This is a genomic window from Streptomyces sp. NPDC058195, from assembly GCF_042883525.1.
GTDB lineage: Bacteria > Actinomycetota > Actinomycetes > Streptomycetales > Streptomycetaceae > Streptomyces.
The window spans coordinates 81,835-102,009 of the sequence record NZ_JBHVVM010000011.1 but is presented as its reverse complement, the minus strand read 5'-3'; the positions used below and the strand labels follow the sequence as shown (position 1 = coordinate 102,009).

Sequence of the window (20,175 nt, the reverse complement as noted above, 5' to 3'; positions counted from 1 at the left end):
AGGCGGGGGGTGTCAGCGGTGCTCGTCCGAAGAGCCGGCGAAACTGGGCTCGCGTTCCGCGAGGGCGGGGGGCGGTGTGTGCCGGGTGAGCTTCTCGCCTTCGATGTCAATGCTGGGCAGGATGCGGTCGATCCAACCGGGCAGTGACCATGCTCGCTTGCCGAGGAGGGCGAGAACGGCGGGCACGATCGTCATGCGGACAATGAAGGCGTCGAAGGCGACGGCGACCGCGAGCCCGAAGCCCAGTGCCTTGATCATGCTGTCCTGGGAGCCGACGAAGCCGGCGAACACGGAGATCATGATGAGGGCTGCGGCGGTGACGACGGTGGCGCTGTGCTTGAACCCCGACTCGATCGCCGAGCGGGCATCAGCGCCGTGGATGTGGGCCTCGCGCATACGGGTCACCAAGAACACCTGGTAGTCCATGGCCAGGCCGAAGACGATTCCGACCATGAGGATGGGCATCAGACTCATGATGGGGCCGGTCTGTTCCAAGCCGACCAGATCCTTGAGCCATCCCCACTGGAAGACCGCGACGAGCGCGCCGAGGGAGGCCAGCACCGACAGCAGGAAGCCGAGGGCGGCCTTGACAGGGACGAGAATCGAGCGGAAGACCAGAATCAGCACGAGGACCGCCAGACCGACGACGAGGGCCAGGTAGGGCGCGATCGCCGCGCTGAACTTGTCGGAGATGTCGATGTTGAGCGCCGTCGTACCGGTCACCAGGGAGCGGGCTCCGGTGTCCGACTCGATGCCACTGGCCAGGGAACGGATGTCGTCGACAAGGTCCTTGGTCGCGTCGCTGCCCGGTGCGCTCTTGGGGATGACCGTGATGATGGCAGTATCGGCGGCCGGGTTGAACGCGGCCGGTGTCACCGCGGCCACGGCCGGCAGGTCTGCCAGGGACTTGCCCATGTCCGCGGCGCCGCTGCGGGCGACGGCGGGGTCCTGGTCGTCGACGGTCACGGTGAGGGGGCCGTTGAAGCCGGGCCCGAACGACTGCGACAGCATGTCGTAGGCCTTGCGCTGAGTGGACGAGGTGGCCTTGGAGCCGTCGTCCGGCAGTCCGAGTTCGAGTTGTGCAGCGGGCAGGGCGATCACACCCAGGGCCACCACCGCCAGGAGCAGGACCTTCGCCGGCTTGCGCAGGACGTACGAGATCCACCGCTGCCCCAGTCCCGTCCTGTCCGGCTTGGCCGCATCAGCCTCGGGGGCGGTCTGATTGCGTGCCTTGCCGCGGACGCGTTCGCCGGCGAATCCCAGGAGCGCGGGAACCAGGGTGGTGGCGACGAGGACCGCGACGACGACGGCACCGGCGGCGGCCAGGCCCATCGCGGTGAGGATGGGCAGCTTCACCACAGCCAAACCGGCAAGCGCGATTACCACGGTCAGCCCGGCGAAGACGACGGCGGATCCGGCCGTGCCGTTCGCGCGGGCAGCGGCCTCCCTCGCGTCGTACCCCTCGGCGCGCTCCGAACGGTAGCGGGAGACGATGAACAGGGCATAGTCGATCCCGACGGCGATACCCAGCATCGTGGCGAGGGCTGAGGTGTTGCTGTTGAGGTCGAGCGGGCCGCTGAGCACGGTGATGGCAGCCATGCTCACGCCGACTCCGACCAGAGCGGTGAGCAGGGGAAGGCCGGCGGCGATCAGGGAGCCGAAGGTGATGACCAGAATGACGGCGGCCAGGGCGAAGCCGATGACCTCGGCCGCGTGGCTCTCCGCAGGGGGCGCCAGCGCGTTGCCGGAGGCCTCCACCGTCAGCCCCTGGTCACGGCCCGCCTCCAGGGCCCTCTCAAGACCGGTGTGATCTCTGTCGGTCAGGTCCGTGTCCTTGGCGGTGTAAGTGACCTGCGCGTAGGCGGTGGTGCCGTCGGTGCTGACCGCCTGCGTTGCGAAGGGATCAGTGACCTGGCCGGCGCGTGAGGAGGACTCCTTGACCTCGGTCAAGGTCGCTTCGAGCGCGGCCTTGTGCTCTGCGTTGCTGATCTTCTCTCCGTCGGGGGCCCGCATGACGACGCGGGCGGTGGCACCGTCGGCGTTGGCGGACGGGAACTTCTCCCCCAGCAGGTCGAAGGCTCGCTGGGCCTCTGTGCCGGGCAGCGTGATGCCTGAGCTGGCAGGCCCTGAACTGTTGGCCGCGCCGGCGCCCACAGCGCCTAGAACGAGGGCCCACAGAAGGACGACCAGCCAGCGCCGCCGGAAGGCGAACCGGCCGATCCTGTGCAGGAAGGTAGCCATGAGGGTGCAGAACTCCGAGTCGAAGGGGGGATTTTGGGCGTGCGAAGCCCTGAGCCCGGCAAAAACGCGCTTGCGGGGCCGTGAGGGCATGCAGAAGTAGAAACATGGCCGTCGCACTTCCGCGCGAAGTCGTCAGCAGAAGCGGACAGCACAGAGCCGGGGCGGTACCTCGGCCGGGACCGTGGTCCGGTGTACCGGGATTCAGGTCACGAGGTCATACGGTGGCGGGTTGTGCTGTGAGGGCGGGCAGGAGAACGGTGTCGACGATGGACTCCATCAGCTCCTGGGTGGCCGAAGTGCCGTAAAGGATGCCGTGGGCAACCCACGGGCCGAGCAGAATCCGGTCCGCCAGACCGATCACCGGGTTGCCCGCAGCGATCTCCCCTCTGTCCACCGCACGCTCGAGCAGCCGGGCCAGGTCGCGCACGGCCGGATGGACGAAGATCTCGCGGACCACCTCCATGAGGCCCTCGTCCTGCACGATGGCGGGAGGGATCGACGCAAACGTGTCCTTGTCCGGGTCCTCGGCCACCAACTGCCGCACGACACCCATCAGGTCACCGCGCAGACTGCCCGTATCGATCTGCGACAGGCCGCGCTCGTGCACACTCCAAGCCTTCCACGCCGAGATCACGAGCCGGGGCTTGCTCTCCCACCGCCGGTAGAGCGTGGCCGTGCTGCACTTGGCCCGCTGCGCGACCGCCGCCATGGTCACCTGGTCGTATCCGACCTCACCGACCAACTCCGCCGTCACCCGCAGCAGCTCCCGCTCCCGCTCAGGGGTGAGTTTGCGACGGCGCGATGCCACCGGTGCCTCGGCCATGACTGCTCCTGATCCGGCGTCCGTTGCTGACACCACAACCCTAGTCACCCCACCTATCGAAAATCAAGTTTTCGAAAACAGCATTTTCGATAAATGGTGCGGCCACCCCTCGCTTCCAGGACCGAGCCCACCGGCGGCCCTCAGTTCGACACGCTGAACCTGACAGAGAAGTCGTCGCTGACGACCTCGCGCAGCGCGTCCAGGGACAGGACCTGCGAGGTGGGCCAGAGGTGCGCGCGATCGTGGATTCTCCGGCGCCGGACGGGCCGATGAGGACCACGAGACTGTGCTCGGGCAGCGGCTTCGTGGAGCGGGCGGGAGGCGTCACCGACCCGGTGGGGCTCGATCTGCTCAGCCCGGCGGGCGGCGGTGGAAACCAGCTGCGCGAGCGCGGGGAAGAGACCGCCGGGAACGTTGATGTCCTCCTGGAGCTCGCGCAGGATCGCAGCGAGCTGTAGGGTCTCGCGGCTCGTGTCATAGAGCACAGCTTTGACCAGCGGGTTTCTGGGCTGTCCCAGCCCATGTCCGGGTGCTTGTGTCTCAGTTCCGTGGCATTTCCTTCTGGGCGCCTTCTGCAACTATCCACTCCGCTGTCGACGGTCACGGTTCAAACGACGCCGCCAGTCGCGACCTGCTGCGAAGCCGCATGGCTAGGAATGTGATTGCCCCTTCGCGGCCTGAACCGCACGCGCGCAGGCCGGCAAGCCTCCGCAACTCGGAGAACGGCAGCACGTCGCAGACCATGCGGTCAAACTGCTCGCCCTGGCCCTCGCCTTCGCCGACCCCGCCCGGGCCGGCGACGAGCTCGCCCTCGCCCACCAGCTCCTGACCGGCCTCGACCAGCGCTCCAACACCCTCCTCGCCCAGGTCGTCGCCCTGATCAAGGACGCCGGAACCGGCAGCGTCCCCGCCCGCGCCCAGGACCTTCACTGCGACATCGAGACCGCCGGACTCCCCTTCCTCCACCGCTTCGTGGAGCTCGCCCTTGCCTTCCACCACACCGTCCGCAACGAAGACCAGGACCTGACTGCCACCATCCGCCGCCTGCGCGCGCTCACCGCCGCCGGCGACTTCGCCTACATCACCGACATCGCCCACTTCATGGCCGACCTGCCCCCTGCCCGAGCCCTCGACCACCCGCTGGACCAAGAGCGAGGACGACGTCCGCTCCGCCTGGCACACCCTGGTCCAGGCCTGCCAGGAACACCTGCACACCGGAAACTGACCCAAATATGCACGACGGCCCCGGCCAGATGCGCCTGGTCGGGGCCGTACATGGATCACCGGGCACCAGGCCCGCAAAAGTCAGCCACGCCTCGACCCGCATGTACACCTCCCCGTCAACCCGGCGTTCCCCGTCCGTCTCCACCTCTCACAGTTCCGGCAGGTCGGGCTGGCGGTGCCCGCCGGGCTCCGCGAGGAGAAGTACGGGCGGCGGCGCCACAAGCGGCACACCGTGGTGCTGGTGGTGCCCAGGCACACGGTCGAGTACGCCGATCCCGGCCAGACCGGCCTGGCGCATGAGCCGTTCGACGCGCTTGCGGCCGACGTGAACGCCCTCGCGCTTGAGAACGGCGTGCACGCGCGGTGAGCCGTAGATCCCGCCGGACTCGTCGTAGACCTGCCGGATCCTGTTGGTCAGCGCGGCATCCTGGCGGTGGCGTTCACACGGCTCGGTCTCGGCCTGGCGCCAGCGGTAGTAGGAGGGGGAAGGGATATGCAGTTCCCGGAGAGTGGGCTCGACCTCCAGGTGAGGGTGCTCGTCGAAGAGCGCCGTCGCCTGGACCGGGTCGGGTCGAGCTGTGCCGCGAAAAAGCCGGTGCCGTCCGCAGGATCTCGTTCGACCGCTTGAGCTGGGTGTTCTCCTTGCGCAGCGCGGCCAGCTCGGCGCGTTCGCCGCTGGTGAGCAGGTCGTCACGTTCGCCGGCACCGGCCTCGGCCTGACGGATCCAACCGCGCAGGGGACACCGATCTCCTCGGCCATACGGCGGATCACGGGCTTCGGCTCCGCGGCGCGGTACATCCGCACCGCACGCTCACGCAACTCCAGCGGGTACTTCCTCGGGGCAGGCATCAACAGGGCTCCTCCCTGTGAATCCCATCTGACCTACTGTCACCACTTCCCGCATCTCGGGGGAACCTCACACAGCAGCTACGTCTCCGGGAAGCCAGACAGCCCCGGCTACACCGACGGCCAGAAGGCCGAGGTCGCCCGGTACGGGGAGGAGCTGCTCAGGCTGAGTATCGAGGTCTCCGCCCACCCTTTCTGGGACACCATCGACTCCGGTGAGCGTGCCGGTGCCCGCATGGCGCTGAAGCGCGCCCCCGAGTCTGGTGGCGAGGTGTAGCCGTGGCTGGCCCGGACGGCATATCCGACCTGGACAAGAATCGGTCGCTTGAGCAGTGGCTGGAGCGTGCGTCACCTGTCAGGCAGTCCCGAGACGGCCTACCTGTCCTCGACGATGTCAAACCGCAGCTGGAAGTTTTTGTCGACCCGCCTGAGGCCGCCGCCCTTGATCCGGTACTGCGGGCTTCCCGAGTCCTTCTTGATCTCGTTGAACGTACGCACGATGTTGCGGGTGGATTTGCCGTTCACCGTACTCATCACCTTGTCGAACGCCGCGTCGCCTTCCTCGAAGGTCAACGTGTCCTCGCCCTCAGGCAGCAGCACCCCCAGCACTTCCTTGGCCGCTGTCCCTGAGATGTTCTGCCGGTAGATGGAGTCCGGGAGGCTGCCCGGCACGTCTGTGACCTCTGTGCGTTTTTCGAGCGCGGCCACCGCCTGCTTTTCCAGCTTGCTGCCCGAGACATTGTCCTGGTTCAAGAGTCCTTGCACCTGGGACCACTGGTGGATGAACGCCTCACTGGCCGTGTACTTCTCATCCGTGGCCCGGTAGTTCTCCATCATCACGGCGACAGCGCGGGCCCTTTCCTTGTCCTTGCCGAAGACGTTCTTGAAGTGCCCACCGGACTTCGGGGGCTTGGCTTCCGGCTCCGTGGGGTCCTGCTCGTAGTTCGACGTCGTCTCGTCCAGCTCGATGAACTTTGGAGGCAGCTCCTCACCGAACGCGGTGAGCGCCGGTGATCTCCTGGCCACCATGCCTTCACGCACGCTCCCTTCACCGAAGGCATCCCCGTAGTGCTCCAGCCGCTTCGCGGCGGGTTCCAGTACACGCTGCACAGGCACCCCACCGGCCGGTGCGGGTGTCGGTCCCTCGTGCCCGCCCATCATCCGGGACACCACTAAGTTCCCGTGCGTGCCCTGCAGGGCACGGAGCAGTTCAGCCGAAAGGCGGTTCCGGCCGGGCTGGTACGCACTCTCCGGGGCGCTGTCTCTCCCGGGCGGCACCATCGCTGCTCTGCGGCCCTCCGGGCGCTCGGAATCGGGACGCTTTCCACTCGCACGCACACAGACTCCTCAGGTCCTGAGGAACTCGATACCAGCGCACGGGCGTAATCAGCGTCCAGGTCCACGGGGACAGGGGACGGGACGAGGGCCTGGCCCTGAAGGGCAATCGGCGCGGTCATCCGCCCGCTTCGCCCCCGCCCACGCCTGGACGTCCTCATCGACCGGCAGATCAGGCGGCTCCACCCCGTCAGCCACACCACCCTGAGGTCCCATCCCAGCAGCCGCGGCGCCGCCTGTGCTGGCCGGGCGGGCGAACGCCCCGCCCGCTTCCCTGCCGACCTGGCCGTCGGCTGGGCTGGGCCCCTTCCGCCGGATTCCTGGTCGCGCGAGCCCAACGGCTCCTGAAGGGCGACCGCGCGACTGCGGCCGCCGCCGACGCGGTACGCCAGGCCCTGCCGTCCGAGGAGTGAGGGCTGGAGCGCAGTCGGCCGGGCGCGCGACACCGGTGGATGGACATGGCCGAGCTCGCGGTGACGCGTCAGCGGTGGGCCGCCGAGCAGCAGCCCAATCCCGTCGCCCAGGCGTTCAGCGCCCGGGACCGTGCGGGCACCTACCTGAACTTCGGGGATGTCGAGCGCGGCCTGGTCGTCGTCGACCGGGCGATCGTCGCTGTGCGGTCGGCCCCGCTGAGCACGGCTGAGCGCGACCTTGCGGTCGGCACCCTGAACCTGCGCGGCATGACGCTCGCCGGACGGCTCCGGGACAAAGCCGAGGGCAGGCGCGAGGCGCAGCGGCATATCGAGTCTGCTTGGCGGTCGGCTGGTTCGTTCCCTTGCGGTGGCATCGATGCTCACGGTCTGACGTTCGGGCCGCAGAACACGTTAACGCACGTCCTGGCGACGCAGGTCGACCTCGGACGGCCACGGGCGCGGCTCTCCGGCGGTGTCCGGCGCTCCGTCGTCACGCCGGACACGGTTGGTTGCGGGCGCCCCTCCTGCACCCCGTAAGTGGCCGTGACGAGCAACTCCGGTGCGACCAAAGCAGCTTCATCGTGCGAAGGGAGCGCCCGCGGCCTGCCCTCAGCAGTCTCCGGACGGGCTGAGACCCCGCACGCCGAGCCGCAACGCCGCAGTCGGCCGAATCCGCGCGGCGCACGTACGGCGTCGCACCGTGACGTGAACCCCGTCGGTGCCGGGTGCCCGGCACTCTCACTGGCTCACCGCATACGAGTAACGGTGAGGGTGCCGTGCCGTTCTGCCCCGGCCAGCACGCGGCGTCCGGACCGCTCTGTTCAGGTGCTGAGGTCCAGGACGCGCACGGGCTCGCCCTCCCACCGTTTCGGGGCCGTGGTGGCGATGATCGCCCCGTCCGGGCGGTCGGGGGTGGGCTGCGCGGCGAACTGGCTGTGGGCCGCCGCCCACGTCTCCTGCCGGGCGAGAGCCAGCGCAGCGGACAGGTCCAGGTCCAGGACCGTGATGCCCGGCAGCGCGGCCAGGTGCCCGGCCGTGCCGGGCCGCGTCCGATCGGCCTCGACGAGTGCGCATGCCGGGGCGTACAGGAACCAGCCCGCCTCGGCGTGCGCCCGGTGGATCAGGCGGGAGGCGAGGATGTTGCCCTGGCCGGCCGCGGTCATGGCGGTGTCGTCCAGGACGATGTGCATGGCGTTGCTCACCGGGCCGTCACCCGGGCCAGGCGCCGGTCCAGCTCACTGTCCAGGTCGTCCTCCTCGGAAGCGGTGGGGGCGTAGCCGTTCCACTTCTTCAGTGCGGCCCTGGCCTGCTCGGCGCGCTCGGCGCGCTCGGCCGGGGTGAGCATGGTCTCGGCCAGGCGTGCCAGGTACGCGCGCAGCGACAGGCCTTCGGCGGCCGCGATCGCGGCCAGCCGGTCTTTGGCTTCCTCGGGGATACGGATATTGGCATCGGACATCATCGTGCTCCTTCCCGTCCCTTAAGGATACGGGTACGTACCCGTATCCTCGCGTGGCATTGCGGCTGCTGGAGGCTCCCTCGGCCGACAGCGAAGCAGGTCTGCGCAGGATGTGACGGCTTTGCCGAAGAGGCCCGGCGGCCTCGGTACTGGTGTGCTCTCGTATTCAAGTTCCCCGAGGAATCCGACCCGCTGGTGACCGTGTGTGGTCGCTGGCGGCGTATCGGCTTCATGCTTCGCCGGTCTTGTTGCGGGGGCGTGTGGTGGTCTTGTCGTGGTAGCCGAGAGCCTTTGCGACGACAGGGGCGGGCATCTCCAGGAGTTGCTGCCGGATGGCGGCGTCGCGGGTGGCTGCGGCCCGGACACCGGCGTTGTTGAGGAGCGCGGACAGGTGGTCGGGGCGAAACGGCTGGCCCAAGGGTGATGTTCAGGGCCACGGCGAGGGCGCCGGCCGAGAGGGCGCGGGCGTATCTCAGACGTGCGGTTCGCGTTGTCCTTGGGCTCACCGGGCATCGGGTCCACCCCGTTCGGGCGCCCGGACGGCGGGGTCGAGTTCCCGCAGACCGTCCGCGGTCTCTCACGCGCGGGTGACGGGCCAGTACCGGCCCGAGACCTCGACGGTTTCATGGCCGACATCGCAGCCTGGCCCTCGACACCCCTGCGTCACCCCGGCACGCCGCGTGAGGGACCGTGCTCGTCACGCCACCGCTTGGTGGCGCTGCCCGCCATGACCACCGATACGACGTCTTCGGCAAGTTCTGGCGTGATGGGCAGGTGCCCGAAGAGCACGCGGTAGTACGTGGTCGACGCCAGCATGTCCAGCAGCAGATCGATGTCCGCATCGGACCGGATGTCACCCCGATCGATGCCGCGACGCAGCGCTTCGGCAGTGGTGGCGCGGCGCGGATGGAAGAAGGTGTCCTTGAACTCCTTTTCCAGTCGGGGGTCGTCGGCGAGGTCTGCAACGAGCCCCGGCAGTACTCTTCGGCCCACGGTGCTGGTGAACGCCTCGCTGAGGGTGCCGATACCGGCAATGAGGTCGCAGTGCGTGCAGCCGGTGTCGGGGGTCGGCGTAGTGCCGATGGTCCGGGCCAGAGCCGACACGACCAGGTGCTGGCGCGAGGGCCAGCGGCGACGCAGCGCAGGTTTGCTCGTACCGGCGCGGGCGGCCACCGCCTCCAGCGTGAGGCCGCTGTAACCGACCTCGTTGAGGATCTCCATCACCGCTTCGGGTACGGCCTCGTCGATCCGGGTATCCCGCGGCCGGCCGGAGGCTCTGCGGGCTCCGGCTCTTCCTCCGTCGCTCTTGGTGTTGACCATGCGGCAAGTATAGGTAGCATTCAATTACGTTCCGATACGGAACGGAATTAAATCTTTCGAGGAGTCCACCCCATGTCCCACACTCCCGCCGACGCGAAGGACAGCGACCCCGTGCACGCCCCTGAAGAAGCCCCGCCCTCTCCCCCCGCAGAGAACGGAGCCGGAAAGGAGAGCATCTTCTCGGGCACGTACAGCGCGCTCACCCTCGGCGTTCTGCTGTCGGTCGGCATGGTCGCGTTCGAGTCCCTCGGGGTGGCCACCGTGCTGCCCGGCATCGCGGAGGACCTCGACGGCCTGGGCGCATATGGGTGGGGCCTGTCGGCACTGATGCTCGCCAACATCATCGGCACCGTCCTCGCCGGGCGCGCCGCCGACCGCCAGGGCCCCCGGCGCCCGATGGCCCTGGGCATGCTCGCTTTCGCGGCGGGCTGCGCGGTGGCCGGGGCCGCACCCTCCTGGCCACTGTTCCTGGTCGGCCGCTTCGGACAGGGCCTGGGCGTAGGTGCCGTCATGTCCATGGCCTACACCATGATCGGACTCGCCTACCCCGAGCGCCTGCGGGCCCGGATGTACGCCCTGGTGTCCTCGGCCTGGACGCTGCCTTCCCTCGTCGGCCCCGCTGTCACAGGCATCCTCGCCGACCTCATCACGTGGCGCTCGGTCTTCCTGCTCATGCTGCCGATCACCGCGGTGGCCGCGCTGCTCACCCTGCCCGGCCTGCACCGCGCAGAAACAGCCGCCACCGCCCCGGTCCCGGCCGCTCCGTGGTGGAAGCGTCCGCTGCCCAGCGCGATCCTGCTCACCGTGGGCACCGGCGTACTGCTCCAGGCGCTGCTCCTGAAGAACATCGTCCTGCTGATCGTGCTGGCCGTGGCCGGTGTCGCCATCGCTGTGCCCGCGCTGCGGTGGGTGACCCCGGAAGGCACCCTCAGCGCCCGGGCCGGCCTCGGCGCGGGTGTCGTCGTCCGTGGCCTGCTGTGCGGTGTCTATTTCGGCAGCGAAGCCTTCCTGCCCCTCGGGCTGCAGCAGCTGCGGGGCATGGGCACCACACTGGCCGGTCTGGGCCTGTCCGCCGGAGCCCTCACCTGGGTGGTCGGCTCAGGCCTGCAGGCCAAGCGGGACAACGGGAATCACGGCACGCGCACGGCTTCCACCGTGCTGGGCTTCGCCATCCTGCTGGCGGGCGTCGCGCTGATCGCGCTGACGATCCTGACCAACGCAATCCCCTCCTGGACCGCCCTGGCCGGATGGGCCATCGGAGGCCTCGGCATGGGTATCGGCTTCAACGCTTCCACCACCGCCACCCTGGAGCAGGCCCCGCCGGAGCAGCAGGGTCAAGCCAGCGGCGCGCTGCAGCTTGCCCAGACCCTGGCGACCGGCGTGATCGCCGGGCTCGGCGGCGCGGCCATCGCATTCGCCCAGAACCACGGCGGCTCCACCCGCACCGCACTGCTGGGCGTCTTCGTCCTCACCGGCCTGCTCTCCATCGCGGGCATGCTGATCGCCCGCCGGCTGCGCCCCAAGACAGCACGGCAGGGCTGACCCCGCAGCGCCGCGTCGGACCGCGTCACCGCGCGCCTGACGGGGCTCTGCCGTACTGGGACAACGGCCGGGACTACGAGTACCGCGAGGAGGCGGCCGAGGACCTGCTCGCCCGCCCGGTCACGGCTGCGCAGCTCGCCGGGGTGCGATCCCTCTCCTGGCACACTTCGTCCGCCGCGACACCCCTGATCTGGCGTTACTGGGACGGCGAGAGCGCCGATTTCGACGTGATGAGCTTGGAGGGCATCGCTGGCGCACTGCCGAACCTGACGGTGCTCCGACTCGAGCTGTCCAGGTCTCGGACTTCTCCCCGCTGACCCAGCCGGCTGCTGATGGTTATGGGGCAAGCACATCGGTGTCCGCATCGCCCGCAAAGGAATCGACTCCAGCGAACGGCTCGGCCGTCGCCGGTGGGTCATCGAACGCACCATGTCCTGGCTGACCGGCTACCGCAGGCTCAACCACCGATACGAACGAAAACCAGGCAACTACCTGGCCTTTCTCGGACTGGCAGCTGCTCTCTGCTGCTACAAACGGCTCCTCAAACTGACCATGCAGGACACGGTCTAAGCTTGTTCTTTATCTACCAAGATCTTCCCGGCTTGCCGTTGGCTTTGAGGGTCTCGGGGCATTTGACGGTCTTGCCGACGTCGTAGCGGGGTGCCCGGTGCTTGTTCTTGGTGCCGGGTGGTCGTCCGGGGCCGGTGCCGCGGGGTGTGGGAACGCGGGCCGGGCAGGCGAGGTGGGCGCGGATGTTCCTGAACCCCCGGCGGACCCGGGCTGGGGTGAGCCGGGCGGGGGTGGTGGGTTTCTCCCAGGGGCGTCGGAGGTCCGTGACGAGCGGCCGGGCGAGCCGGAGCTGGGTGTGAGCGACGATCAGGATCCAGGTCCAGCGGTCCGCGGCCTGGGGTGTGCGGAGTTTCGGGGTGGTCCAGCCGAGGGTCTGCTTCGCGAAGCGGAAGGTGTGCTCCAGATCGAAGCGGCGGAGAAACGCCTGCCAGAAGCGGTCCACGTCGGCCGGGGTCGCGCCGGTCCTGGAGGACCACAGCCACACCGGTGGAGCGTCCCGCTCCTTCGGCAGGTGCTCGGCCTTCAGGCGGATCAACGTGCCCTCCACCAAAGGAAGTTCGTCATCATGATCGTGCCATGAGGAGCGGTGGGTGAGCCGGGGGTGGACCCGGTTTCATGCCTGGGTTTCGGCCTTGCCGTAGTTGGTGGTGTCGGTGACCGTGGTGATCGCGGGCTCGGGCCAGGTCTCCGGCCTGGTGAAGCGGAACTCCGGTCCGTGCTTGGGCGGCCGGCCGTTCGTCCCTGGCCGGCGGGGCGGCTTCGGCAGCCGCATGACGCGGTCGGAACGGACCCGGCCGGCCAGCTCGACGGGCAGGTCGCGCAGGACCCACGCCAGGCGGGTGACGTCGTAGCCCGCGTCCATGACGATCACGGTACGGGGATCCCCGTTCTGCCACTGACCTGCGGCGATGAGCCGTTCGGTGACCCCTCTCAGCTGTGCGGCGGTGACCGCGGTCGCGTCGTCCGAAGGGCCGAGCCGGACCGCGTCCAGGATCGCGGTCCAGGACGTGGCCCCCGGCTCCAGCACGGCGACAAAGGAATAGGGCCAGCCCGGGATGAGCTGCGAGGCTGTCTTCGCCCGGCCGTGGACGTGGCGGAACAGCCGATCGGCCGAGCACAGCGCGTCCGAACGGAGCCGCGGCGACACATCGACCGCCAGCACCAGACGCCCACCGTTGAAACGTGGCAGCGACAGCCCGGCCAGCACGGTCCGCAGCCGGCCGGCATCGATCCGGCCGTGGTTCAGACCGCCGTACATCGCTCCGTGCCCACGACGATGCTCCAGCAGCAGCGTCAGATCCACCGGAGACCTCACCGCACCATCCGCACACAGCACCGCGTCCGCAAGCTCGAACAACTCATCCCGCCGGGCGGTCAGACACTCGTAGAACTCGCCCCGGAAGCGTGACGCTTCCCTCCGGGCAGCAGACTCACCCTCACGGCCTTCGTTTTGGTCAGTGCACCTTGGTCGGAGCACATGATCAGGCGAAGGCCGCCCCCACGTCCGGCGAACCCCCAGGTGAGCGACTCAGTACGAGACACCGTTCGAGGCTGGAAGAAAAAGAACAAGTTCAGGCGGTCGCTTCCTTCAGAGCCCTGCGGCAGAGCGCGTCGGCCCTGCGGGTGGTCTCCGGCTGACGGAAGCCGCGGGCCAGCCGCAGGGTGTGGGCGCAGGCGTTGTTCAGGCCGGTGCGGTGGCCCACGGACACGAAGACGGGTTTGACGCCGTCCTGGGTGCGCAGCGCCCGGCCCACCTCCTCCTCGCCGTCGAGCAACGGCGCCCAGTCGCCCCGGCGGGGGCCCGGCTGCTCGTACGTGAAGGTGAACGGGTTCTTGGCGACGCCGATCACCGGGAGGCCGGTGAGTACCCCGAGGTGGCTGGCGAGCCCGAAGCGGCGGGGGTGCGCCCGGCCGTATCCGTCGCAGATCACGAGTCCGGGGTCGACCGGCAGCGCTTCCAGCGCGGCCAGCACGGCCGGGATCTCCCGGAAGGCCAGCAGGCCGGGGACGTACGGGAAGGTGATCCGGCCACGGGCGGTGGCCTCGGCGACCACCTCGGACGTCTCCGCGTCGAGGACGACCGCCGCCGCGACGACGACATCGCGCTCGTCGTCGTAGGCGACGTCGACGCCGGTGACCCGTCCGGTGCCGGGCGGCGGGCCCGGCTCGTCGAGCACCACCCGGGTCCGCAGGGCGTCCTGGACGGCGCGGGCCTCGGTCTCGTCGGCGGGCATCGCGAACTTTGTCATGGTGCCGTCGAGTCTAGTGCTGCGGCGTGCTGACTCGTGGAGGGCCATAGCGGCCTGGGGCGGTGCGCCCTCGCAGGTCCGGCGGCAGGGCTTGGCGGTCGTGCCGGATCGTGAACGTGCCGGTCCTGCCGATGAGGTCGTCGCGGCGGGGGGAGCCGCCGTGCCGCGAGACGGGGCGCGTGAGGGCGCGGAGGTACGGCTCTGCCTGGCTGAGCCACGGGGCGGGGGGCGGGACGGCGTCCTGCCCAGCGGCTCCCCCTCCGGATCATCCGAAGAAGCCCTCGACCGCACGTGCGGCCTCTGTCCCAACGGCCCGGCGTCAGGGACAAGCACACGCGCTCGGCGATCCGAAAGGGTGCGGCACTAGGGTCTTTCGTTTGGATCAGGCTGGATCAGGGAGCGGGGGCTGGTGCGTGCAGCTGCAAGGCGGAGGAAGGAGCCGACGCGGAGCGTCGGTGACTGACGACAACGCGGCAGATGTGCGTGCCAGCCCCCGCGAGCCCGGCATGATCCAAACGAGAGGCCCTAGGATTCGTCCGGTGCACCGGACGAATCTGACAGCGGCGAACGACAGCGCATCCTGGGTCGGCCTCAGCCTGGAGCTTCAGCGTGCGACCGAGCCGGGGCTGCGGCCGGAGGCGGCCAACGGGAATCAGATCGTCCTGTCGCAGGGGCCGCACGTGGTGCTCTCCGCCAGGATCGACGACGACCGGGGCGGAGTCGCGTACTCCCGCACGGACCACTACCGATCGCCCATCGCCCCGTTGCGGGCCACCGAGGTGCGCGCCGTCTCCGAACGAGGGCAGCCGTCCTGGTACACCCGCTGGGCGCATCGCTTTGCCGACGCCCTGGAAGCCTCCCCCATCGGTCCGCTCCACGAGGGACGGTGGGTGCTGTCCCGGCGACTTGCCCGGGAAGGGATGGCCCGGACCGGAGACGGCCCGGCCCGCCCGTGGCGTTCGCTGTTGCTCGACGAGCATCCGGACGGCTCCATCGACTGGTTCACCGGCTCGTGGCGGGTCGTGCCCCTGCGGCGGATGCCGACGCCCGGCGAGGGCAGGGTGAAGGCCTACCGCAAGCAAGCCCGGGAAGGCATCCTGCCGCCCGCACTGCTCTGGTGGTTCAGCGGGCTCAACTGCTACGTGGTCCTGGACGGCCACGCCCGCCTCGTCGCCGCCCTCGCCGAGAACCGGGAGCCGGCGGTCCTGGTCCTCTCCCGCGCGCCGTCCGGGGAACAGACCAGGACCGGGACGGACCGGGCCCTGTCGGCCTATCACCTCACCATGTCCGTCCTGGACGGCCCCCATCCAGTGACGGACCGCCAGGGCGCGGCCCGGGACGCGAGCCGCCTGCTCGCCACTCAGCTGCACCATCTCGCGGTCGACTACGCGCCCACCCGCGCATGGCCGATGCCGGCAGCCCACCGGCCCGGCCTCGGTACGCCCCGGGTCTGAACTCCGGCGCCTTGGGAGGTCCGCCCCACTGACCGCGGAGTCAGGCTCTCGCGTCCGTGACCAGGCACCGGGTGACTCCGGCCGGGACGACAGTGCGCCTACGGGAAAGCGGCCTGCCCACCGGTCCTCGACGGCACGCCACTTCGGCCCCTGTCGCATCAACGCGGCGCGGCACTGAGCCGTGTCCGGCGGATCACGGGGCCGGGCCACGGCCGGACTGAGGCGAGGGCCGCGCCAGTGCCCTCATCGTGTTGACCGCCCCCGGCATGCGGTGCTGGAGTCGGCACATGGACAGCATCCCCGCCAACCGGCGGCTCTGGAACCAGATCAGCAGCGCCTACCAGCACGAGCACGACCCGCAGATCGGCGCCGCACCCCGGCTGTGGGGCATGTACTCCATCCCCGACGCGCACCTGCACGCCCTGGGCGACGTCACCGGCAAGCGCGTCCTCGAACTCGGCTGCGGCGCCGGCCAGTGGTCCAGGGCGCTCGCCGCCGAGGGTGCCAGCGTGGTCGGGCTCGACGTGTCCGAAGCCCAGCTCGCCGCGGCGGACCGCGCGAGGGGAGCGGCCCGCTACCCGCTCGTGCAAGGCGCCGCCGAGCGACTCCCCTTCGCCGCCGAAAGCTTCGACCTGGTGTTCTGCGATTTCGGTGGGCTCAGCTGGGCACCCCCGGACCTGGCCGTCCCGCAGGCAGCACGCGTCCTGGGCCGAGGCGGGCGCCTGGTGTTCAACGTCGCCAGCCCCTGGTTCGAAGCGTGCTACGACGAAGCCGCCAGCCGCGTGACCACGACGTTGCAGCAGGACTACTTCGGGCTGGACACCATCGCCGAAGGCGACGGCGCGACCAGCTATCAGCTCACCTACGGCGACTGGGTCAGGGTCCTGCGCGGCGCGGGTCTCGTCATCGACGACCTCATCGAGCCGCGGCCCGGACCCGGAACACCCAACGGCTACAACGAGACCGACCCACCGGACTGGGCACACCGCTGGCCAGCGGAACTGCTCTGGGTCACCCACAAACCGTAGGTTCCGCCGCGCCGAGACGTGGAGGCGTCCCCTCGCCGGGCAGGCGCGGGCGCTGTCCGGCGGATCGTGCGACGTCCCGATCGGCCGCTCGCCGGTCCGGTCATGGGGCGGGGAGATCCGACGGGTCGCGCAGGGTGAGAACGACGACGCCCCGGCGAGGGGACCGGACGGTCCCGGAGCGGGCTGACCCGCACGATCCGTCCCGCCGGGGGAGGCGGATGCCGCCCGGTGGCTCGCCCGGCCGTTCCGGGCCAGTGGGGCGACGTCCCGGGAAGAGTGCCCACCGCGACCCGGACCAGCAGGGAACGGACACCCCGGGATCCTCGGAGTCACCTGATCCGCCGGACAGTGCCCAGGGCGTGTCCGGCGGGCCTTCGGCGGGCCCGTAGCCTGGCGGTCATGTTCGTACTGGAATTGACCTACACCGCCCCCGTCGAACGGGTCGACGCACTGCTCGCGGACCATGTCGCCTGGCTGGACGGGCAGTACGCGGCCGGGGTGTTCATCGCCTCGGGCCGCAAGAACCCGCGTGACGGCGGGATCATCCTGGCCGTCGGGGACGACCGGGCGGAGATCGAGAAGATCGTCGCGGCAGACCCGTTCACGGTGCACGGGGTGTGCGCGTACACGGTCACGGAGTTCATCGCGACGAAGACGGTGGCCGGACTGGCCCCGTACCGCCAGCAGTTGCCCGGATAGCGGGGTGCCTCCCGGGGCGGGCCCGAGCCCGTCCCGGGAGGCGTGCGGCGCGGCTGTCAGCGTCCGGCGCGTGCCACGCGCCCCTGTTCACCGGCCGCCCAGCAGCCGCCGTCCACCGTGCAGTCGACGGTGTCGTACGAGCCGGTGTCGACGGTGCGCCAGGTGCGGCCGCCGTCCGTCGTGAGGTCGGTGCCGGTGGGGCCGACCGCCAGCGCACCGGACCCGCTGCGGGGCAGGTAGGCGACGCCGGAGCGGTAGGCGGCTGGCGGAGCGGCGGACTGCCGCCAGGTGCGGCCCCCGTCGCCGGTGACCGCCGCGGCCCGCGGCGAGGGTTCGCCGGGGCGGTAGTCGCCGCCGACCGCGATGCCGTGGCGGCGGTCGCGGAAGGCCAGCCCGAAGACACCGCGGGCCGGGTCTCCGGCCGGGACCGTCGACTCGGTCGCGGTCCAGGTCAGGCCCCGGTCCGCGGAGTGCAGCACCCGCGCGGTGGCGGCACCGCCGGTCGCCAGCCAGACGTCCCGGGGGCCCGAGGTGACCAGGCACTGGCCGCTGGCGGCGAACGCGGCCTCCCCGGGCTGCGCGTCCGGCATGCCCGTGGCGGGCAGCACCCGCCAGCTGCGGCCGCCGTCCGCGGTCGACAGGATGCGGTACCTGCCGTCCACCGGATCGCTCATCGCCAGTCCGTGGCGGCTGTCGAAGAAGGCGAGGCAGTCGTAGAAGGCGCGGGCGTCGGTGTTGCGGAACGACTCCGTCCAGGTCACGCCGCCGTCCTCGGTGCGCAGCACCCGGGAGGCCTCGCCCTCCCCGATGGCCAGGGCCACCGCGCGCCGGGCGTCGAACGCCTCGATGTCACGGAACTCCAGCCCTTCCCGGGCCGCCCCGGCCGGTGACACATCGCGCCAGTGCCGGCCGCCGTCGACGGTGCGCAGCACCGTGCCCTCGGACCCCGCCACCCAGGCGGTGCGGCGGTCCACGGCGGCGAGGCCGCGGAACCGTGCGTCGGTCCCGGTGTCGGTGAGCGTCCACACCGGCCGCTGGCCGGGCCGGTCCCCGTCGTGCGGCACCGCCGCTCCCACCGGTGTGGCCGAGGCCGCGACCAGCGCCGCCGCACTCAGCCCCCAGGACATCAGCCGTCTCGTCTTCCCCTTGACCCTCATGGCGCTGGAAGCTAGCCCACCCGTTCGCGCGCCGTCCAGGGTCCGCCGCCGGGAAACGCCCGTGGAGGGCGGCGGCGCGACGCACGGTGACACAGCTCACCCTGTCACGCGGTGCACGGATCCGGGCGTTCCGTCGTCTGTCCCGGTACCGGGAAGCGTTCGCCTGGCAGAGAAGGGGAGCAGGTCGTGTCCACCGTCATCCAGCAGTCCGTGCAGGCTCGCATGGTCGCGTCCGCGCCGCGGATGGAGACCCTTCCCGCCACGCTCCAGTACGACCCGAACGATCCGTTCACCGTACGGATGGCGTTCCCCGCCCCGGCGACCCTGGAAGGCACCGAGGTGGCCTGGGAGTTCTCCCGTGAGCTGCTGGCCGCGGGGATGGACACGGAGGCCGGTCTCGGGGACGTGCGCATCCGGCCGTTCGGGTACGACCGTACGGTCCTGGAGTTCCACGCCGTCGAAGGGGTCGCGATGGTGCACGTCCACACGGCCGAGCTGCGGCGCTTCCTGGAGCGCTCGCAGGAGCGGGTGCCGACCGGTGACGAGCACCTCTTCCTCGGCCTCGACCAGAAACTGGCCACGCTGCTCGGCGACGCCCGCTGACCCGCGTCCCGGTCGCCTCCGCCGCCCCGTGTCCGGCATGGGTCCGGCGCATCCGCAGCAGAGAATCGCGACATAACGTCAGATAACCGGTCACTGAACGAGCCGGATTGGCGGTGACCTTACCCCCGCCTTAACCTACGGTCTCGTAACCTACGTATCCGTAGGTACTTCTCCCGTCCCCAGGAGTCCCCCGTGACGATCACCGCTCCCCACCTCGGCAGCCCGAAGGCGTGGACCGACGCCCAGCTGCTGTACGCCCTGGAAGAGGTGGTGGAGAAGGAGCTCAACCGCCATCTGAAGGCCGCCAAGGACTGGATGCCCCACGAGTACGTGCCGTTCTCCGACGGGCGGAACTTCCCCGGCGTCTTCGAGGACGGCGAGGCCTGGCAGGCCGACCAGTCCAAGGTCACCGACATCGGCAAGATCGCGCTGGTGGTGAACCTGCTGACCGAGGACAACCTCCCCAGCTACCACCACGAGATCGCCTCGCTCTTCGGCCGCGACGGCGCCTGGGGCACCTGGGTGCACCGGTGGACGGCGGAGGAGGGCCGCCACGGCATCGTGATGCGCGACTACCTGCTCACCTCGCGGGCGGTGGACCCGGACAAGCTGGAGCAGTTCCGGATGGCGCACATGGCGGAGGGCTTCGAGTCGGACAACCGGCACTCGATGCTGCACTCGGTGGCGTACGTGGCCTTCCAGGAGCTGGCCACCCGGGTCTCGCACCGCAACACCGGTCATCAGTCGGGCGACCCGGTCTGCGACCGCATGCTGGCGCGGATCGCGACCGACGAGAACCTGCACATGGTCTTCTACCGCAATCTCCTCGGCGCGGCCTTCGAGCTGGCGCCGGACCTGACGATGCAGGCCGTGCGCGATGTCGTCGTCAACTTCCGGATGCCCGGTCACGGCATGCCCGGCTTCGAGCGGGCCGCCGCGCAGATGGCGATCGGCGAGATCTACAACATGCGCATCCACCACGACGACGTGATCCAGCCGGTGCTGCGCTACCTCAGGATCCTGTCCATCGACGGCCTGGGCCCCGAGGGCCTGAAGGCGCAGGAGGAGCTGGGGCTGTTCATGGGCGGCCTGGACCACGAGGCGTCGAAGTTCGACGAGAAGCTGGCGGCGCGCAAGGCCCGGATGGCAGCGCGCGGGCGCGCCTGACGGCTGCGGGGTCCGCGGGTGGCGGAGCGGGAACCGTACCGCCACCC

The 20,175-nt window shown here is 70.1% G+C and carries 21 protein-coding genes and 2 pseudogenes; 11 read left to right on the top strand and 12 right to left on the bottom strand.

The genetic code is table 11. From position 1 onward, the window contains the following. Positions 1-12: 12 nt before the first annotated feature. Positions 13-2,241 carry an MMPL family transporter gene (locus ACFVWY_RS16240; protein ID WP_389872192.1) on the bottom strand — a complete coding sequence of 743 codons (2,229 nt, stop codon included), beginning with the start codon at positions 2,239-2,241 and terminating at the stop codon, positions 13-15. A 214-nt stretch (positions 2,242-2,455) separates the two neighbouring features. Next, the gene (locus ACFVWY_RS16235) at positions 2,456-3,064 is read right to left on the bottom strand and encodes a TetR/AcrR family transcriptional regulator (RefSeq protein WP_389872190.1); all 609 of its coding nucleotides are present in this window, start codon (positions 3,062-3,064) and stop codon (positions 2,456-2,458) included. Positions 3,065-3,333: 269 nt separating this feature from the next. On the opposite strand from ACFVWY_RS16235, the gene ACFVWY_RS16230 reads away from it, so the two are divergent. Next, positions 3,334-3,522 (top strand): hypothetical protein, encoded by a 189-nt coding sequence (locus ACFVWY_RS16230; RefSeq protein ID WP_389872189.1) that lies wholly within the window; start codon positions 3,334-3,336, stop codon positions 3,520-3,522. Positions 3,523-3,664: 142 nt separating this feature from the next. Here ACFVWY_RS16230 and ACFVWY_RS16225 read toward each other — a convergent pair whose 3' ends face one another. Next, positions 3,665-4,201 carry a hypothetical protein gene (locus tag ACFVWY_RS16225; protein ID WP_389872186.1) on the bottom strand — a complete coding sequence of 179 codons (537 nt, stop codon included), beginning with the start codon at positions 4,199-4,201 and terminating at the stop codon, positions 3,665-3,667. A 235-nt stretch (positions 4,202-4,436) separates the two neighbouring features. Beyond that, complete coding sequence (locus tag ACFVWY_RS16220; RefSeq protein ID WP_389872458.1) at positions 4,437-4,982, bottom strand: IS3 family transposase; 546 nt, start codon at positions 4,980-4,982, stop codon at positions 4,437-4,439. Between ACFVWY_RS16220 and ACFVWY_RS16215 the strand changes: the two genes are divergently transcribed. Further along, positions 4,867-5,412 (top strand): hypothetical protein, encoded by a 546-nt coding sequence (locus ACFVWY_RS16215; protein WP_389872487.1) that lies wholly within the window; start codon positions 4,867-4,869, stop codon positions 5,410-5,412. The genes ACFVWY_RS16220 and ACFVWY_RS16215 overlap by 116 nt on opposite strands. Before the next feature lie 98 nt (positions 5,413-5,510). Here ACFVWY_RS16215 and ACFVWY_RS16210 read toward each other — a convergent pair whose 3' ends face one another. Then, positions 5,511-6,305: a hypothetical protein gene (locus tag ACFVWY_RS16210; protein WP_389872184.1), complete on the bottom strand. Its 795-nt coding sequence runs from the start codon at positions 6,303-6,305 to the stop codon at positions 5,511-5,513. Positions 6,306-6,928: 623 nt separating this feature from the next. Between ACFVWY_RS16210 and ACFVWY_RS16205 the strand changes: the two genes are divergently transcribed. Further along, the gene (locus ACFVWY_RS16205; protein ID WP_389872182.1) at positions 6,929-7,420 is read left to right on the top strand and encodes a hypothetical protein; all 492 of its coding nucleotides are present in this window, start codon (positions 6,929-6,931) and stop codon (positions 7,418-7,420) included. 284 nt (positions 7,421-7,704) lie between these two features. On the opposite strand, the gene ACFVWY_RS16200 is transcribed toward ACFVWY_RS16205, so the two are convergent. From ACFVWY_RS16200 to ACFVWY_RS16185, 4 genes are all read right to left on the bottom strand, one after another. Continuing rightward, a complete protein-coding gene (locus ACFVWY_RS16200) occupies positions 7,705-8,073 on the bottom strand; it encodes a hypothetical protein (protein ID WP_389872456.1) in 369 nt (122 codons plus the stop codon). A gap of 8 nt (positions 8,074-8,081) precedes the next feature. Continuing rightward, positions 8,082-8,339 (bottom strand): hypothetical protein, encoded by a 258-nt coding sequence (locus ACFVWY_RS16195; protein ID WP_383217902.1) that lies wholly within the window; start codon positions 8,337-8,339, stop codon positions 8,082-8,084. A 229-nt stretch (positions 8,340-8,568) separates the two neighbouring features. After that, the gene (locus tag ACFVWY_RS16190) at positions 8,569-8,757 is read right to left on the bottom strand and encodes a hypothetical protein (RefSeq protein ID WP_389872179.1); all 189 of its coding nucleotides are present in this window, start codon (positions 8,755-8,757) and stop codon (positions 8,569-8,571) included. A 245-nt stretch (positions 8,758-9,002) separates the two neighbouring features. Next, positions 9,003-9,659: a TetR/AcrR family transcriptional regulator gene (locus ACFVWY_RS16185; RefSeq protein ID WP_389872176.1), complete on the bottom strand. Its 657-nt coding sequence runs from the start codon at positions 9,657-9,659 to the stop codon at positions 9,003-9,005. Between the two features lie 72 nt (positions 9,660-9,731). On the opposite strand from ACFVWY_RS16185, the gene ACFVWY_RS16180 reads away from it, so the two are divergent. The 3 genes and pseudogenes from ACFVWY_RS16180 to ACFVWY_RS16170 all read left to right on the top strand — a co-directional run. Beyond that, positions 9,732-11,201: an MFS transporter gene (locus tag ACFVWY_RS16180; RefSeq protein ID WP_389872173.1), complete on the top strand. Its 1,470-nt coding sequence runs from the start codon at positions 9,732-9,734 to the stop codon at positions 11,199-11,201. After that, a complete protein-coding gene (locus ACFVWY_RS16175; protein WP_389872454.1) occupies positions 11,198-11,518 on the top strand; it encodes a DUF6892 domain-containing protein in 321 nt (106 codons plus the stop codon). The genes ACFVWY_RS16180 and ACFVWY_RS16175 overlap by 4 nt, the downstream gene beginning before the upstream one ends. A gap of 43 nt (positions 11,519-11,561) precedes the next feature. Then, a pseudogene (locus ACFVWY_RS16170) lies at positions 11,562-11,771 on the top strand (transposase); the annotation flags it as partial. A 13-nt stretch (positions 11,772-11,784) separates the two neighbouring features. Here ACFVWY_RS16170 and ACFVWY_RS16165 read toward each other — a convergent pair. Together ACFVWY_RS16165 and ACFVWY_RS16160 are read right to left on the bottom strand one after the other, a co-directional pair. After that, a pseudogene (locus tag ACFVWY_RS16165) lies at positions 11,785-13,149 on the bottom strand (NF041680 family putative transposase). A 193-nt stretch (positions 13,150-13,342) separates the two neighbouring features. After that, a complete protein-coding gene (locus ACFVWY_RS16160) occupies positions 13,343-14,005 on the bottom strand; it encodes an endonuclease V (RefSeq protein WP_389872451.1) in 663 nt (220 codons plus the stop codon). Between the two features lie 554 nt (positions 14,006-14,559). Here ACFVWY_RS16160 and ACFVWY_RS16155 point away from each other — a divergent pair. From ACFVWY_RS16155 to ACFVWY_RS16145, 3 genes are all read left to right on the top strand, one after another. Then, positions 14,560-15,474, top strand: a complete 915-nt coding sequence (locus ACFVWY_RS16155; protein ID WP_389872171.1) for a hypothetical protein — start codon at positions 14,560-14,562, stop codon at positions 15,472-15,474. Positions 15,475-15,761: 287 nt separating this feature from the next. Next, positions 15,762-16,502 carry a class I SAM-dependent methyltransferase gene (locus tag ACFVWY_RS16150; protein ID WP_389872168.1) on the top strand — a complete coding sequence of 247 codons (741 nt, stop codon included), beginning with the start codon at positions 15,762-15,764 and terminating at the stop codon, positions 16,500-16,502. 399 nt (positions 16,503-16,901) lie between these two features. Beyond that, the gene (locus tag ACFVWY_RS16145) at positions 16,902-17,201 is read left to right on the top strand and encodes a YciI family protein (RefSeq protein WP_389872164.1); all 300 of its coding nucleotides are present in this window, start codon (positions 16,902-16,904) and stop codon (positions 17,199-17,201) included. 56 nt (positions 17,202-17,257) lie between these two features. Here ACFVWY_RS16145 and ACFVWY_RS16140 read toward each other — a convergent pair whose 3' ends face one another. Continuing rightward, on the bottom strand, positions 17,258-18,358 hold the full coding sequence (locus ACFVWY_RS16140) for a WD40/YVTN/BNR-like repeat-containing protein (protein WP_389872161.1): 1,101 nt from the start codon (positions 18,356-18,358) through the stop codon (positions 17,258-17,260). 186 nt (positions 18,359-18,544) lie between these two features. Between ACFVWY_RS16140 and ACFVWY_RS16135 the strand changes: the two genes are divergently transcribed. Both ACFVWY_RS16135 and ACFVWY_RS16130 read left to right on the top strand, forming a co-directional pair. Further along, complete coding sequence (locus tag ACFVWY_RS16135) at positions 18,545-18,961, top strand: SsgA family sporulation/cell division regulator (RefSeq protein ID WP_389872159.1); 417 nt, start codon at positions 18,545-18,547, stop codon at positions 18,959-18,961. A 192-nt stretch (positions 18,962-19,153) separates the two neighbouring features. Beyond that, positions 19,154-20,128 carry an acyl-ACP desaturase gene (locus ACFVWY_RS16130; RefSeq protein ID WP_389872156.1) on the top strand — a complete coding sequence of 325 codons (975 nt, stop codon included), beginning with the start codon at positions 19,154-19,156 and terminating at the stop codon, positions 20,126-20,128. Positions 20,129-20,175: the final 47 nt, after the last annotated feature.